Origin of the sequence: Kocuria massiliensis, from assembly GCF_900169715.1 — a bacterium.
Lineage (GTDB): Bacteria > Actinomycetota > Actinomycetes > Actinomycetales > Micrococcaceae > Rothia > Rothia massiliensis.
This window is the reverse complement of the sequence record NZ_LT835161.1, coordinates 1259261-1274643: the sequence shown is the minus strand read 5'-3', so window position 1 is coordinate 1274643 and position 15383 is coordinate 1259261. Positions and strand designations below refer to the sequence as shown.

Sequence of the window (15383 nt, the reverse complement as noted above, 5' to 3'; positions counted from 1 at the left end):
ATGACGGCCTCATCCAGGCGGTCCATCCACAGTTTCGTGGTCCCAGACTCACATCTCGCTTCTGGCCATGACTAGGATTGAAGGGTGACTTCCGCTTCATCCTCCACACCCAGTAGCCAGAACGGCAAGCAGCGCCTGTTGCTCATCGACGGACATTCGATGGCTTTCAGGGCCTTCTTCGCTTTGCCCGCCGAGAACTTCTCGACGTCGACAGGCCAATGCACGAATGCCGTATACGGGTTCGTCGCCATGTTGATCAACCTCATCAAAGGTCAACAGCCGACGCACGTAGCGGTAGCTTTCGATCTCTCCGGACCCACCTTCCGCTCGGAGGAATACTCGGAGTACAAGGCCGGTCGCGATGAAACCCCGCAGGAATTCATCGGCCAGGTCGAGTTAATTCAGCAGGTCATGGATGCGATGAACATCCACAGCGTGACCGTAGAAGGGTTCGAAGCCGACGACGTCATTGCCACGATGTCCGTTCTCGGCGCGGAAGCCGGGATGGAGGTCCTGGTGGTCTCTGGCGACCGCGACGCCTTCCAGCTGGTCAACGATCACGTGACCGTCCTGTATCCGCGGCAAGGCGTCACGAAAGATCTTCCGAGGATGGATGCGGCCGCCATCGAAGAAAAATACGCGGTTCCACCGGAGAAGTATCCCGACCTCGCGGCACTCACGGGCGAGAAGGCGGACAACCTTCCGGGCGTACCCGGCGTCGGCCCCGGGTTTGCCGCCAAATGGATCGCTAAATATGGGGACCTCGAAGAAATCCTGAGCCACGCGGACGAAATCCCCGGCAAGAAGGGAGAGGCTCTCCGGGCCCACATCGACGATGTCCGCCGCAACCGTCGTCTTAACCGATTGGTCACGGATGTCGCGCTTCCGATCACCGTGGAACAAACCGAAGAGCCGCGGCCAGATCGGGAGAAGATCAATGAACTCTTCGACAAGCTGGAATTCAATTCGCTCCGGGACCGTCTCTTCGCTCTCTACGGCGAAGACGCGGCGGAGCAGACGGTAGTCGAAAGCACCATTGAAGAGGTTCAGGAGCCGGCAACCAGCAAAGAGGTGACGGCGTGGTTGGACCGAGCCGCCGGCGACGCCAGCGCTGCTGGGGATTCTGAATCGGCGCGAGCGGCAACCGCGATTACCCTTCGGCCACACTATGGCAACGGAGAGACCGGCAGGGCCCACGAGAAGGACATCGTTGGCGTGACGTTAGTTTCGGGACCACATGCAGCGTGGTTCCCGTGGGCGGAACTCGCTGAAGATGCCCATTCCGCCCTCACCTCGTGGCTCGAAGACGAGGAAAAGCCCAAAATCGTGTTCAACGCCAAAGACGCTTATAAGTCCTTCGCCGAGATCGGCGTGGAACTGCGCGGTGTGGTGGATGATCCGGCCCTCTCGGCCTACCTGTGTGGATTCATTCCTCTGCAGCGACGCCGCGAGCACGTTTTTGAGGACCTCGTGGGTCAGTACCTGCACTCTTCCTTGCCGGAACCTGCCGAGGAGGATGCGCAAGGCGCGCTGTTCGACACCGCCGTGGATTCAGACTACGAGGCACAGTTGGCTTCGCTGACGGAGGCGTTGAGCGTGCGGCTGGACCAGGAGCTCGCCGAAAAGAACATGACGGCTCTCTCCCGAGAATTGGAGCTTCCCCTCACGCAGGTCTTGGGATCCATGGAGCGCCGAGGCGTGAGCGTCGATGCGGAAGCCTTGGATGGGTTCATCAATAACTTTGCTGGGCAGGCCAAGCAGGCCCAAGACAGCGCCTGGGATGCCGCGGGCCACGAGGTCAATTTGGGCTCGCCCAAGCAGCTTCAAACCGTGCTGTTCGATGAGCTGGACATGCCCAAGACACGCAAGATCAAGTCCGGGTATTCGACCGACGTGGAATCCTTACAAAACCTTTTGGAAAACGCCGCTCCGGATTCACCGGGGGAGCGATTTTTGACGGGTCTCATGAGGTACCGGGACCAAACGAAGCTCAAGCAGACTGTCGAGGGCCTCAAGAAGGCGATCGCCTCGGATGGACGCATCCACACGACGTTCCAACAGGCCATCGCCTCCACTGGGCGACTTTCCTCCACGGAACCGAACCTACAAAATATTCCGATCCGCACGGACGAAGGTCGGCAGATTCGTGGCGTATTCGTGGTCGCCCCAGACGAGGTCAACGGCACACGCTACGAAACCTTGCTGACCGCCGACTACTCCCAGATCGAAATGCGCATCATGGCCCATCTCTCAGGAGATGAGGGGCTCATCGAGGCCTATCGATCCGGGGAGGACCTGCACCGTTTCGTGGGCTCTCAGGTTTTCGGAGTTGAGCCGTCTGAGGTCACTCCGGAAATGCGTTCCAAGGTCAAGGCGATGAGCTACGGTCTCGCGTACGGCCTCTCGTCGTACGGCCTGTCAAAGCAGCTCCGCATTGGCGTCGATGAAGCGCGTGGACTCATGAGCAACTACTTCAAGCGGTTTGGCGCCGTGCGGACCTACCTCCGCGAGGTTGTGGAGCAGGCTCGTCGGGACGGATACACCGAAACCATGCTGGGGCGTCGTCGGTACCTGCCGGATCTCCAATCGGATAACCGGCAGTTGCGGGAGATGGCTGAGCGGGCGGCTCTGAACGCTCCGATTCAGGGTTCGGCGGCCGACATCATCAAGAAGGCAATGCTCGGGGTGGAGCGCCGTCTCAACGAAGGCAATATGCGCACCAGGATGTTGCTGCAGATCCATGACGAACTCATTCTTGAGGTCGCACCGGGAGAACTCGAGGCTGCCGAGGGAATTCTTCGCGATGAAATGGGTGGTGCCGTGGAACTCGCGGTGCCTCTAGAGGTTCAGATGGGTCACGGTCGATCCTGGAACGACGCAGCCCACTAACCTCACGACGCACCGACGGAACCGATTCGACACGACGAGGGAGCACTGACATGAGTCTGAAACCGATCCATCTGACCGAGTTCACGGGAAAAGACGGAAGGGCCACCGATGAGTATCGGCGGATTTCCACCCGCATCGCCCACGGATTTCATGCGACTCCCGGTGAGGCGGAGATCCAGGACTATAGGGCCCGTCACGATGAAAAGTCCGGAGTCGTTGTTCGGGGTTTCGAGGACACGGCAGACCTACCGGACTGGGCGGGAGGTAGCCCGAAGCCCGTGGCCACGATCCTCGGCTTCCCCATGCGAATCAATGTGGGAGCATCCGTGCTGGGTCTCTGGGGGATCACCGGTGTGAGCGTCTCGTCGACCCATCGACGCCGAGGATTGCTACGCCAAATGATGCAGTCCGAGCTTGAGGAAGCGCAGCGTAACGGCTACCCGTTGGCCGCACTCACGGCGACCGAAGGGGGCATTTACGGTCGATTTGGCTTCGGGATTAGTACTCGACTGTGCACCTACGACATCAATCTTCGATCCAAGCCGAGGATCCTGCCCGAGGTCATGGAGGCCACGGGTGCGGAAGGCGGCACCATCGTCGAAGCCGAGCCGCGTGACCTCGTCGAGCTGGCGCGTGACCTTAACGAGCGACGCCTCCAAATCATCCCGGGTCAAATCTCGCGGTCGGACAAGATCATCGATGACCGCCTAGGCATCGTGTCTCTGGGCGAAGAGTCCATGAAGCCTCGTCTTAAACGAGAAGCCTTCGTGTATCGCGGGGCGAAGGGCGTGGACGGATTTGCCGTCATCGAGCATCAGGGCCGGGAGCATGATGTCTCCCGGGCGAAAGTCGTGGACGTTCAAGCGGCGACCACCGCTGCGTGGGTTGCCCTCTGGGATCATCTCCTTCAGCTTGACCTCGTCGATTCCTTGATACTCGACGAATCGCCGGGGCAGCCCTTGGATGCGCTCATTGCCAATCCACGGAACGTGGTCCTGACCGAAGATGAGGATCTCATCTGGACGCGAATTCTCGATGTTCAGAAGGTTCTTGAAGCCCGCCGTTATCCCATCGACGGCGACCTTGTGATCCTGGTGGATGATCCCATGGGTCTCGTGACTGGTGCGTACGCGCTCAGCGTGAAAAACGGTGTCGGGACCGTGACGGCTTCCGAAGAGTTGCCGCCGGTCGGTGAGCGGGGGAGCACCTCCGAAGACGACGCCGATTTGGTCCCGGAGGCTCCCCGGGTGCGCTTCTCGGTGGATCGCTTGGCCTCGGCGGTGTTCCGTGGGTGCAAGGTGGAGGCACGTTTCGGTGTGATCCGCGGGGAAGGGGTCGTACAGGCTACGCATCTCTTCTCGGTCGACGACGAGCCGTTCTGCGATTTCGACTTCTAGCGCCGCGCACGTCGGGAAACGTTGGGGCTTTCCGGCGGGTATACCCCCGGAACCTGCAGGCGTTATGGCTGATACGGCTTACGGTCTCGGGTTCCGGGTCATGCGGCGTAACTCACGCCGAATTGATGAATTAATGCCCGACACGCGGGGATTTTCCGCGTATTCGGCGTTGACCGTGTTTGCCGCACGTCATACACTGATAGGGCGCGTTTTTTCTGCGCGCAGTCCAATAAATGTTCGGCTTCGTCCCAACACGTCCAATGGACAGGGCGGGGTCGACCGAGTACAAAATCTATCCACATCGGAGCCCCTACTACATGACCACCAACACCCCGCAGGTCGCGATCAACGATATCGGAACCGAAGAAGAGTTCCTCAAGGCCGTTGACGAGACCATCAAGTACTTCAACGACGGCGATCTTGTTTCTGGCGAAGTTGTCAAGGTTGACCGCGACGAAGTTCTGCTGGATATCGGGTACAAGACCGAAGGCGTCATCCCGTCCCGCGAACTTTCCATCAAGCACGACGTCGATCCCGGTGAAGTTGTTGCCGTTGGTGATGAGGTTGAGGCTCTCGTCCTGACCAAAGAGGACAAGGAAGGCCGCCTGATCTTGTCCAAGAAGCGCGCTCAGTACGAGCGTGCTTGGGGCGATATCGAGAAGATCAAGGAAGAGGACGGCGTCGTTACCGGTACCGTCATCGAGGTCGTCAAGGGTGGCCTCATCCTCGACATCGGCCTTCGCGGATTCCTCCCCGCTTCGTTGGTGGAGATGCGCCGCGTGCGCGACCTCGCGCCGTACATCGGCCAGGAGATCGAAGCCAAGATCATCGAGCTGGACAAGAACCGCAACAACGTGGTCCTGTCCCGCCGTGCATGGCTCGAGCAGACCCAGTCCGAGGTCCGTTCCTCCTTCCTCAACAAGCTCGAAAAGGGCCAGGTTCGTACCGGCGTCGTTTCCTCGATCGTCAACTTCGGTGCGTTCGTGGATCTCGGCGGCGTCGACGGACTCGTCCACGTTTCCGAGCTTTCCTGGAAGCACATCGACCACCCCTCCGAGGTCGTCGAGGTTGGCCAGGAAGTCACCGTCGAGGTTCTCGAAGTGGATCTGGACCGCGAGCGTGTTTCGCTCTCGCTCAAGGCCACTCAGGAAGATCCCTGGCAGACCTTCGCCCGCACTCACGCGCTGGGCCAGGTTGTTCCCGGTAAGGTCACCAAGCTGGTTCCCTTCGGTGCGTTCGTTCGCGTCGAAGACGGCATCGAGGGCCTCGTCCACATCTCCGAGCTCGCGGTCCGCCACGTGGATCTCGCCGAGCAGGTCGTTTCCGTGGGCGAAGAACTCTTCGTCAAGGTCATCGACATCGATTTGGACCGTCGTCGCATCTCGCTGTCCCTTAAGCAGGCCAACGAAGGCGTCGACCCCGAGGGCACCGAGTTCGATCCGGCCATGTACGGCATGGCTGCCGAATACGACGAGCAGGGCAACTACAAGTACCCCGAGGGCTTCGACCCCGAGACCAACGAATGGCTCGAGGGCTTCGAGGCACAGCGCGCCAACTGGGAGCAGCAGTACGCTGATGCCCAGGCCCGCTGGGAAGCTCACAAGGAACAGGTCCGCAAGGCCCTGGCCGAGGATGCCGATGCTGCCGCCACCGCGGCCGCTGGTTCTTCCTCGTCCACCTCGTCGGCTTCCTCTTCGGCTCCGGCTCCGGCCAGCTACTCCTCCGAGGCAGCTGCCGATTCCGGCACGCTCGCTTCCGACGAGGCCCTGGCTGCACTGCGCGAGAAGCTCACCGGCAACAACTAAGCCGGTCGGCTCCCGCCAGGGAAGCACTTTGCAGCTTTAGGCGTTTAGCCTGAGAAAAGGCCCCTTCACCGTCACGGTGAAGGGGCCTTCTGCGTATCCGATGGATCAGCCGTCCACCCAATCAGTTCCCGCCCAAGTGACAGCCCATCGGCCAGAGGAGTGCGCCGCGATTCGAGCTTCGACTCCGCTGAGAGATTCAGCGTCGTCGGGAACGGCGATAGTCAGTGTGGCCTGAGACGAGGAATAGTCGGTACCGAGAACTACGAAGTGTTCCGCCCGCAACTCATTCTCCAAGCGACCTGCTTGCGCGTGAGGTACATGAATCAGTCCATGCCGGAGCCGACGTCGAGGAATCAAGTGGGCCTCAGCCAGGGCATTAACGGTCGCGTCCGTGTACGCGCGGACTAGTCCACCGGCGCCCAGTTTGACCCCGCCAAAGTACCTCACGACAACAGCGCAAAGATCGGAGAGATCCGTGACGGACTCATCATCACCGTCCGTGCGGTGAGAAAGAACCGCCTGCAACATGGGAATGCCGGCGGTTCCGGCAGGGTCGCCGTCGTCGGAGGACCGCTGTATCTCACGATCCGCACCGATCACAAAAGCGGAACAAACGTGCCGGGCGTCGTGGTAACGCTTCCTGAGAGTTTCGATAAAGCGTCGCGCTTCATCCTCGGACTCAACTCGAGCAATATGCCCAATGAATTCGCTCTTCTTAATCTCGAGAATCGCCTCGACGGGTCGCGTGTCACGAGGAACGGTGTACTTGCGGGCACGGGTTTCCTGGCAATCGGTCACCGCACCAGTTTAGGGGGATCCGTAGTGTGAGGAGTGTTTGAGGGCAGCTACGCTGAGACGAAGGCCGCATACGAACGAAGGAGAGTCATGAGCCAGAAAACGTGGCACCTCGGTCTGACCGGGGGCATCGGTTCGGGAAAATCGACGGTGGCCGCAATGCTAGCCCAGCGTGGCGCAGAAATCATCGACGCCGACGCCATCGCCCGGGATCTGATGGAGCCCGGAACGGAGGTGTTTGAGGACGTCATTCAGGCCTTTGGGCACGTTGTTTTGGATAACTCCGGCGCGTTGGACCGTGCGGCGTTGGCTCGGGTGGTGTTCTCTGACGAATCGGCGCGGGAGCGTCTCAACGGGATCGTTCACCCGGCGGTGAGGGCCGAATCGCGCAAGCGCGTGGATGCAGCGGAGGAAGATCCTGACTCGTTCGTGATCGTGCAAGACATTCCGTTGCTGGTTGAGACTGGTCAGTCAGACTCATTCGATGGCGTGATCGTCGTGGAAGCACCTGAAGCGGCGCGCGTCGAACGTCTCGTGACAACGCGCGGAATGGATCCGGACGACGCACGGTCACGGATCCGTGCCCAGGCCACAGACGAACAACGACGCGCGATCTCGACGTGGGTGATCGACAACTCGGGTTCTGAGGAGGAAACGGAAGAGCAGGTCGACCGCCTATGGCGTGAACTGGTAAATGACGGCGGAGAGCCTCAACCTCAACTCTGACGGGTCCGAAGCAACTGATACACCACGGAGTCATCGTGGAGGCCAAACCCTTCGCGACGGCCTCGCACGTAGAGCTGTTCGGCCGCTGAAGCCAACGGAACCGGTTGTTCCGCCTTTCGCGCGGCGTCGGTTACCAGCCCCATGTCTTTGACGAAGATATTGAGGGCAGAGCGTGCTTCGTGGAACTCTTCCGCCACCATCCTGGAGCCGCGGTCCTGAAACATGAAGGATTGGGCTGCTCCACCATTGAGGACCTCATGGCACTGAGTGACGTCGAGTCCCATCGAATCCGCGAGCGCGAGTGCTTCGCCCGCGGCGGCAATGTGTACGCCGCACAGTAGTTGATTGACGATCTTGAATTTCTGTCCATCGCCGGGTGCCTGCCCGACGACGGGGTGATTCGATGACATGGCATCGAGCAGCGGCCGTACAGCGTCGATATGTTCGTGCGCTCCTCCAACCATGACCAAGAGGTCTCCTTGTCCGGCTCGCAAAACACCGCCGGAAACGGGCGCGTCAACGACTCTTTGAGTGATGGGAGCCAGGGCGATCGCGGCTGACTCGACGGCGGCTGGTCCGACGGTGGACATGATTAACACGGTTGTGTCGGGGGAGAGGACGTCTGAGATGCCGTCATCTCCAAAGAGCACGGCGTCCAATTGTGGGCCCGTGGCCACCATGATGACGACGACATCGACGCCGGTGGCCGCTTCTCGGGCCGATAGCGCGGAGGAAACGGTGGGCCGGAGCGAATCGAGCACCTTGGGGTTGAGGTCAAATGCGGTGACCTGGTGGCCGGCTCTAGCCGTCACTGTGGCCATAGGCGCACCCATGGCGCCGAGTCCGATCCAGCCGACAGTTGGGGTATTGGTCATGTTAGGGGTTCCTTCGTGCTGTCGAGGTGTGTTCATCGGGTTGCCGCTTGGAGGCGGGCGATGACGTCGGCGAGGGCCTCCTTATGGCCCACGTTGCCGGGGAACACGACGTATGGGCAGGTGCGGACCTCCTCGGGGGCTTCTGTGGGGTCGAAGAGGGAAATTTGTCCGGGAAAAAACTGTCCCCGAACGTTGGCCAACCGGATGTCTAACCCGCGGTGTGCGACTTCGTGAGAGGTGATGCCACCCTTCGCGACCACCCACGCCGGGAGGGCGGAGCGAGTCCGGGATACGACGTCGACCACGGCGTCCGAGACCGACCGCGCGATGCGTAGGGACTCGGCAGGGTCGGAGGTCGAGATCAGCGTTCGGCTTGTGTACACAGCGACGTCTTGGTGTGCGAGATGTTCTCGAATCGCGGAGACGGACTGAGCCAGGTGGTTTTCGCGTTGGTCAGGGTCCAAGAGCTTCTCGACGTCGAGTTCGATGTTTGTGAGGCCGCCGCGACGCTGCACTTCAGCTAATTGTTCGGTGGTCAGCCCAACATGAGAGCCGACGACGACGAGACCATGCTGGCCGCGATTTTGGTCGATCGTGATGTCACGGGGATCGAGGATCTGTGCGCTTTGCTGCCCGGCCAGTGCGCGGACGAACGAAGGGCCACAGCGGGTCACGAAGTGGTGGCCTTCGCTCTCAAGGCGTGTGACGGCGTCGGAGACAACCTCCATGTCAGAATATTCGGTCGCGTTAACCACGACCCACTGCCGGTTGGTCGTGGCGCGAAGGATGCCGTAGACCGTCTCGACTCCTCCGACGCGAATGTCGTCAAGAGAGATGCTCAGAACATTTTCCGCGGCTACTTGCCCTGCTGAACGTTCTTCCAGAAATTCAGCCAGGTTCGAATGGGAGTAGCCGAAGGTCGCGTCGCGGGCGAAGTCCGTGTCTTCGACTCGGCGATGTTCGCCATTCACCACGGCGTAGTGCACGTTGTCCTTGGTATATCGCCCGGCTTCAAGCATGGCCGGGCAAAAGAGAAATGCGTCAACGGCGATGTCGTGCTCGGCGAGAACGTCTGCCAAGGCATTCGGTTCGGCGATCACGTGTCCGCGAAGCGTCGAATCGGAGCGAGACACGACGTGCAGCGGGGTTTCCTGTCCGGACGCTGCCTGAAGAAATCGGGACAGCGTGCTGCGGTTCAATGCTACGGCGTCATCTTCATCGAGGGCACGTGTATTGGTCAGAGTGAAACATGTGGATCCAGGGCTACTCATGGCATTGTTCAGCAGTTCTGGGTCTTGTTCGAAAGCGACCGGGACATCGTGGACACACTGGGAGCCGGTGGGGTCATCGTCAAGAACGAGCAGACGACGGGGTGAGGTAAGCATGCGTGTACTCCTCTGGGGTGGTTTTAGGCGATGGCGGAAATGATGGGCCACATGATGAGGGCAACACAGAATCCCGCGATGGACGTCACCGTGGTCAACACGGTGTAAGACTTCAGCGCTGTAGCGGTCGTGACTTTGTTGTATCGGGACCAGACCCAAAACAGGGAGTCGTTCACGTGGGAGAGTGCCATTGAACCGATACCGATGGTCACGGCGACCAGCGCTACTTGAAGGGGCGCGAGGTGCATCGAAGAAATCAGTGGAGCGATGAGTGGTGCGGTGGTCAATGTGGCAACTGTCGCGGATCCCTGTGCCGCTCGAATCAGAGCTGCCATGAGCCACGAGAGGACCAGAACGTGAAGTCCCGTGCCAGCGAGTGCCTGCGCGACGGCGTCGGCTACACCCGTTTCTTTGAGGACATGCCCAAAAGTGCCACCGGCTCCCGTAATGAGAATGACTGCTGCCACCGGAGGGAGCGCGGAGTTGATGACGTCCTCGGCGCGGGATAGACCCCAGCCTCTGCGATATCCCAACACGATTGCCGCCGTAATAACCCCGATTAACAACGCCATGGGGGATGCGCCGACGAATGAGAAGAAAGCCACCGCCGGATTTTCCTCCGGAAGGAGCATCGAGGTCAGGGTTTGAGTCATGATCAGAACCAGTGGAATAAGGATCATCGAGATCACCAGGCCAGGGCTCGGTGGATTCTCCACGTGGGGAAATGACTGCGTTACATCTTCGTCGAACTCTTCTCCAGATTCGGCGAGGTCAGTGGCGGGGATGGCCGGGACAGGGGAGAAGGCGCGTCGGGTAATGAATGGAATGACCAGTTGCGCGCAGATCCACATGATGATCGCCGGGATGAATCCCAGTAAGAGGACCATGCCGATATTGGCTCCCAGAACTTGCGCACCGCCAACTATTCCAGGGTGTGGCGGGAGGACCACATGAACCGTTAGCAGGCCCATGACCGTGGGCAACGCGTAATTGAGCATATTGCCCTGTAGACGCCTCCCCACCGAGAGAATGATCGGCATCAGCACGATGAGGGCGACATCGACGAATACGGGAATTCCGAAGATGAATGCTGCCGTCCCTAGCGCCCACGGAGCCTTATCTGGACCGAACCTCCGGAGCATCATCTTGGCGAGTACGTCGGCACCGCCCGAGACCTCGATGATCTTTCCGAGCATTGCACCGAGGGTGACAATCAGGGCTACGGAACCAAGGGTGGTTCCCATTCCGTCTTCCAATAGGGGAACGAGCTCATTCAGCGGGATACCAGAGGCCAGGGCGAGCCCTACGGATACGAGTAACAAGGCAATGAATGGGTGGGCCTTGACCTTAATGATCAGAGCCAAGATGACGGCCACTGCGGCCACACCCAAAAGTACGAGGGCTACCGGGGACATGAAATCTCCATCGACTTCTCTTCCGGCCAGATGTGGGGGACACCACCTGGCAGTTGTCAGATATCTGACAAGTGTAGCTATGGGTGGCATACTGTCAACCAGATCACATGATGACGTCCTGGTGAGGAGACAAGGATGACCAAGAGTCTTGCCGACCGCATAAGTCGGTTACTCCTGGAGAAAATTGGGCAGGGCGCTTACGGCATAGGGGACGAGCTTCCATCAGAAGGGCAGCTTGCAGAAGAATACGACGTCTCACGGTTGACCATCAGGGAATCGATTAAGGCCCTTGCGAGTCGAGGCGTTATCGAAGTCCGCCACGGTAAACGCAATAGAGTCGCCCCTGCCGAACAGTGGGATCTATTAGACGCCGATCTGATGAAGCTCCGAGGCAGCCTCCGAGGCGAAAGCCAAAACCTGATCGAACAGCTCACGGAGGTTCGGCACATCCTTGAGATCGGCGCGGCGGAACTCGCCGCCCAACGTATTTCATCCCAGCAGCTTGCGCTCATGCGAGAGCAGCTTGAGATCATGATCGCCGCGGAGAGCGTTGAGTCGGAGCCTGATATTCCCCGGGCCGTTGAGGCTGATATCTCCTTCCACCGCATCATCATTGACGCCGCCTCGAATGAATACCTATCTGCCACCTATCGGCCACTCGAAGAGGTGCTTCAGGCCGTTCGCTTGAAGACCTCTGCCACCCGCAAGGTGCGTCGAGAAGCCATCGCGTGGCACACGGAAATTTTGAACCGCCTTGAACAACGCGATACCGAAGGCTCCCGCGAAGCCATGCGCTCGCATATGACGCAGACATTAGGGGCCGTACGAGAGGAGACATCATGAAAATTATCGTCACGGGAGGAGCTGGATTCCTGGGCAGCCGCGTCATCGATGAGCTCTTGCGTCGCAAAGACGCCGGTGACTTCGGTATTTCCTTTGACAAGGTGGTTTCCTTGGACCTGGCCGAGAACCGAAGCCACGATCCCAGGGTGCAATCGGTCGTGGGGAATCTTGCAGATCCTGAGATCCTGACCGAGGTGGTCGGAAACGATACCGTCGCCGTATTCCACCTGGCAGCGGTGCTCTCGGGCGGATCGGCGGAAAATTTCGATCAGGCCATGGCGGTCAATCTGGACGGGACGAGAGCCCTCCTGGAAGCGGTCCGCCATGCCGGCAATTCGCCGCGGTTTATTTTCACGAGTTCACTGGCGGTCTTCGGAGGCTCAGTGCCCCGAATCGTGGAGGAAAACTGGGCGGAGCAGCCCGACTCAACGTATGGGGCGTTGAAGGCTGTGGGCGAATTGCTCGTCAATGAGTATTCACGAAAAGGTTTTGTGGATGCGCGTATTTGCCGTCTTCCCACTATTTCGGTTCGTCCCGGAAAGCCCAACTCGGCTGCTTCCTCCTTTGCCTCAGGGATTATTCGGGAACCGCTCTCCGGAATCGCCTCGGAATGCCCCGTACCGCACGAGACCCGGATGTGGCTTTCGTCGCCGAATATGGCGGTGGCTAATCTAGTACATGCCCTCGAGATTGATGGTCAAAAAATTGGCTCTTGGCGTGGAATGAACATTCCGGGGATATCTGTCACGGTAGAAGATATGCTGGCGTCCCTCGAGGCGGTAGGAGGACCCGAGGCTCGTGAGCTCGTCACCGATCGCCAAGACCCGGCGGTCATGGAGATCGTTTGCTCATGGCCGGGCGAGTTTGCGGTGGACCGGATGCTCGAGCTCGGCTTCATGCGAGACGCATCCTTTGACGACATCGTTCGGCAATTTAGGGATGAGTTTGTAGCGTGATGCGTCAACCCACCGGCGCATCACTTTTCGGGCCAGGGATAGGGGTGGTTCGCCGTCGGCGCGAACGATCGAACATTCGTGCGAATAGCGGTAGCCTGGGTTTATGAGTCTGGCACAGGAGATCCACCGCGTCGTCGCCCCATTTGAAGTCATTTCCGAGTACAAGCCCGCCGGCGATCAGCCGAAGGCCATAGCCGAACTCACCGAGAGGGTTGAAGGCGGCGAGAAGGACATCGTCCTGTTGGGCGCCACCGGTACCGGTAAATCGGCGACGGCCGCGTGGCTGGTGGAATCGGTCCAGCGCCCCACTCTGGTGATGGTTCAAAACAAGACCTTGGCTGCTCAGCTGGCCAACGAGTTGCGTGAGCTGCTGCCGAATAACGCGGTGGAATACTTCGTCTCCTATTACGACTACTACCAGCCTGAGGCATACGTCCCGCAGACCGATACCTTTATCGAAAAGGACTCGTCGGTCAACGAAGAAGTGGAACGGTTGCGCCACTCAGCCACCAACGCGTTGCTGACCAGGCGCGACGTCGTCGTGGTCTCCACGGTCTCGTGCATTTACGGCCTCGGCACGCCTGAAGAGTACGTCGCCCAGATGGTGACGCTAAAACAGGGCGAAGAAATGGACCGTGACGAGCTCCTCCGCCAATTTGTGAACATGCAGTATGCGCGCAACGACGTGGACTTTCACCGGGGCACCTTCCGCGTCCGCGGGGATACCGTCGAAATCATTCCGATGTACGAGGAAAACGCGATTCGCATCGAATTCTTCGGCGATGAGATCGAATCGATTTACACCCTCCACCCATTAACCGGCGAAGTCATCCGGGAAGAGAACGAGATGTACGTATTCCCGGCGTCGCACTATGTGGCTGGTGCCGAGCGCATGGCCCGTGCGGTGGATTCCATCAACCATGAATTGGGCGAACGTCTCAAGGAATTGGAAGAGCAGAATAAACTCGTCGAGGCCCAACGTCTTCGGATGCGTACCACGTACGATCTGGAAATGATGGAGCAGATGGGATTCTGCAACGGTATTGAGAATTACTCACGGCATATTGATGGCCGTGAGGCTGGATCGGCGCCGCACTGTTTGCTGGATTATTTCCCGGACGATTTCATGCTGATCGTGGACGAGTCGCACGTGACGATTCCGCAGATCGGTGGCATGTATGAGGGGGACATGTCGCGTAAGCGGACGCTCGTGGAGCATGGGTTCCGGTTGCCTTCCGCGATGGACAACCGTCCATTGAAATGGGACGAATTCCTCGAACGCATCGGGCAAACCGTGTATATGTCTGCAACTCCTGGAAAATACGAGCTGTCGCAGGCCGACGGTTACGTCGAACAGATCATTCGCCCCACGGGTCTCGTGGATCCGGAAGTGGTGGTCAAGCCGACTCAGGGACAAATCGACGACCTCTTGGACGAGATTAATCAGCGGGCACAACGCGACGAACGCGTGCTCGTGACGACCTTGACCAAGCGGATGGCCGAGGATCTGACGGACTACCTCGTCGAGCACGGTGTGAAGGTCCAATATCTGCACTCCGACGTCGACACCCTGAAGCGTGTAGAGCTGTTGCGATCACTTCGGTTGGGCGAGTTCGACGTCCTCGTGGGCATCAATCTGCTACGCGAAGGCTTGGACCTCCCAGAGGTGTCCCTGGTCGCCATTTTGGACGCCGACAAGGAGGGATTCCTTCGCTCGACGACGTCGTTGATCCAGACCATTGGACGCGCGGCCCGTAACGTTTCCGGCCAAGTGCACATGTATGCGGACAAGGTCACCGACTCCATGAAGACCGCGATCGACGAGACCAACCGGCGTCGTGAGATTCAAATCGCGTACAACAAGGAGAACGGCATCGACCCGACGCCGTTGCGCAAGAAAATTGCTGATATCACCGACCTGATCGCCCGCGAAGATGAGGACACCAAAGAGCTCTTGGCTCAGCGTGCGGCCGCAAATAATCACACTGCGCCCGTTGCTGGTAAAGGCAAGAAGGGGAAGTCCGACGACGCCGCTGACAACGCAACCTTGGCGGCCAGCGCGAAGATTCGCGAGGACGGACTGGCAGCGGCTCCAGCCGAGGACCTCCGGGATCTCATCGAGCAGATGACCGAGCAAATGCGCAACGCCGCGGCGGAGCTCCAGTTCGAATTGGCGGCGCGTCTCCGTGATGAAGTCTCGGACCTCAAGAAGGAACTGCGCCAGATGCAACAGGCGGGTCACGCCTAGTCTCCGCGACCGGCCGCACGTTCGTCTCTGGTGAGTTCTTGCGGGACGC

Annotated in this window: 11 protein-coding genes; 7 read left to right on the top strand and 4 right to left on the bottom strand. The window is 59.5% G+C overall.

Annotated features, from left to right (window positions below; genetic code table 11):
• The first annotated feature begins 159 nt into the window (after window positions 1-159).
• The 3 genes from polA (at window position 160) to rpsA (ending at window position 6091) form a co-directional block, all read left to right on the top strand.
• A complete protein-coding gene (gene polA, locus B9Y51_RS10025; RefSeq protein WP_245826186.1) occupies window positions 160-2889 on the top strand; it encodes a DNA polymerase I in 2730 nt (909 codons plus the stop codon).
• Between the two features lie 50 nt (window positions 2890-2939).
• The gene (locus B9Y51_RS10020; protein WP_085529566.1) at window positions 2940-4286 is read left to right on the top strand and encodes a GNAT family N-acetyltransferase; all 1347 of its coding nucleotides are present in this window, start codon (window positions 2940-2942) and stop codon (window positions 4284-4286) included.
• Between the two features lie 317 nt (window positions 4287-4603).
• A complete protein-coding gene (gene rpsA / locus B9Y51_RS10015) occupies window positions 4604-6091 on the top strand; it encodes a 30S ribosomal protein S1 (RefSeq protein ID WP_048678461.1) in 1488 nt (495 codons plus the stop codon).
• Window positions 6092-6196: 105 nt separating this feature from the next.
• On the opposite strand, the gene B9Y51_RS10010 is transcribed toward rpsA, so the two are convergent.
• Window positions 6197-6889 carry an IMPACT family protein gene (locus B9Y51_RS10010; protein ID WP_085529565.1) on the bottom strand — a complete coding sequence of 231 codons (693 nt, stop codon included), beginning with the start codon at window positions 6887-6889 and terminating at the stop codon, window positions 6197-6199.
• A gap of 87 nt (window positions 6890-6976) precedes the next feature.
• Between B9Y51_RS10010 and coaE the strand changes: the two genes are divergently transcribed.
• Window positions 6977-7612 carry a dephospho-CoA kinase gene (coaE, locus tag B9Y51_RS10005; protein ID WP_085529564.1) on the top strand — a complete coding sequence of 212 codons (636 nt, stop codon included), beginning with the start codon at window positions 6977-6979 and terminating at the stop codon, window positions 7610-7612.
• Here coaE and B9Y51_RS10000 read toward each other — a convergent pair.
• Genes B9Y51_RS10000 through B9Y51_RS09990 form a run of 3 tightly spaced genes read right to left on the bottom strand, consistent with a single transcriptional unit; the run spans window position 7603 to window position 11287 of the window.
• Window positions 7603-8487 (bottom strand): NAD(P)-dependent oxidoreductase, encoded by an 885-nt coding sequence (locus tag B9Y51_RS10000; RefSeq protein WP_085529563.1) that lies wholly within the window; start codon window positions 8485-8487, stop codon window positions 7603-7605. The two genes, coaE and B9Y51_RS10000, sit on opposite strands and share 10 nt — an antisense overlap.
• 32 nt (window positions 8488-8519) lie before the next feature.
• The gene (locus B9Y51_RS09995) at window positions 8520-9872 is read right to left on the bottom strand and encodes a four-carbon acid sugar kinase family protein (RefSeq protein WP_085529562.1); all 1353 of its coding nucleotides are present in this window, start codon (window positions 9870-9872) and stop codon (window positions 8520-8522) included.
• 23 nt (window positions 9873-9895) lie between these two features.
• Window positions 9896-11287, bottom strand: coding sequence for a GntP family permease (locus B9Y51_RS09990; RefSeq protein ID WP_085529561.1), 1392 nt, complete (start codon window positions 11285-11287; stop codon window positions 9896-9898).
• Between the two features lie 135 nt (window positions 11288-11422).
• Between B9Y51_RS09990 and B9Y51_RS09985 the strand changes: the two genes are divergently transcribed.
• The 3 genes from B9Y51_RS09985 (at window position 11423) to uvrB (ending at window position 15334) form a co-directional block, all read left to right on the top strand.
• Window positions 11423-12130, top strand: a complete 708-nt coding sequence (locus B9Y51_RS09985; RefSeq protein WP_048678451.1) for a FadR/GntR family transcriptional regulator — start codon at window positions 11423-11425, stop codon at window positions 12128-12130.
• Window positions 12127-13086 (top strand): D-erythronate dehydrogenase, encoded by a 960-nt coding sequence (gene denD, locus B9Y51_RS09980; protein WP_218189211.1) that lies wholly within the window; start codon window positions 12127-12129, stop codon window positions 13084-13086. The genes B9Y51_RS09985 and denD overlap by 4 nt, the downstream gene beginning before the upstream one ends.
• Before the next feature lie 103 nt (window positions 13087-13189).
• Window positions 13190-15334 (top strand): excinuclease ABC subunit UvrB, encoded by a 2145-nt coding sequence (gene uvrB, locus B9Y51_RS09975; protein ID WP_048678447.1) that lies wholly within the window; start codon window positions 13190-13192, stop codon window positions 15332-15334.
• Window positions 15335-15383 lie beyond the last annotated feature (49 nt).

Excerpts from the sequence above, each read along its gene's own strand:
- polA (WP_245826186.1), top strand. The coding sequence starts at position 160 with ATGGCTTTCAGGGCCTTCTTCGCTTTGCCCGCCGAGAACTTCTCGACG.
- B9Y51_RS10020 (WP_085529566.1), top strand. The coding sequence starts at position 2,940 with ATGAGTCTGAAACCGATCCATCTGACCGAGTTCACGGGAAAAGACGGA.
- rpsA (WP_048678461.1), top strand. The coding sequence starts at position 4,604 with ATGACCACCAACACCCCGCAGGTCGCGATCAACGATATCGGAACCGAA.
- coaE (WP_085529564.1), top strand. The coding sequence starts at position 6,977 with ATGAGCCAGAAAACGTGGCACCTCGGTCTGACCGGGGGCATCGGTTCG.
- B9Y51_RS10000 (WP_085529563.1), bottom strand. The coding sequence starts at position 8,487 with ATGACCAATACCCCAACTGTCGGCTGGATCGGACTCGGCGCCATGGGT.
- B9Y51_RS09995 (WP_085529562.1), bottom strand. The coding sequence starts at position 9,872 with ATGCTTACCTCACCCCGTCGTCTGCTCGTTCTTGACGATGACCCCACC.
- B9Y51_RS09990 (WP_085529561.1), bottom strand. The coding sequence starts at position 11,287 with ATGTCCCCGGTAGCCCTCGTACTTTTGGGTGTGGCCGCAGTGGCCGTC.
- B9Y51_RS09985 (WP_048678451.1), top strand. The coding sequence starts at position 11,423 with ATGACCAAGAGTCTTGCCGACCGCATAAGTCGGTTACTCCTGGAGAAA.
- denD (WP_218189211.1), top strand. The coding sequence starts at position 12,127 with ATGAAAATTATCGTCACGGGAGGAGCTGGATTCCTGGGCAGCCGCGTC.
- uvrB (WP_048678447.1), top strand. The coding sequence starts at position 13,190 with ATGAGTCTGGCACAGGAGATCCACCGCGTCGTCGCCCCATTTGAAGTC.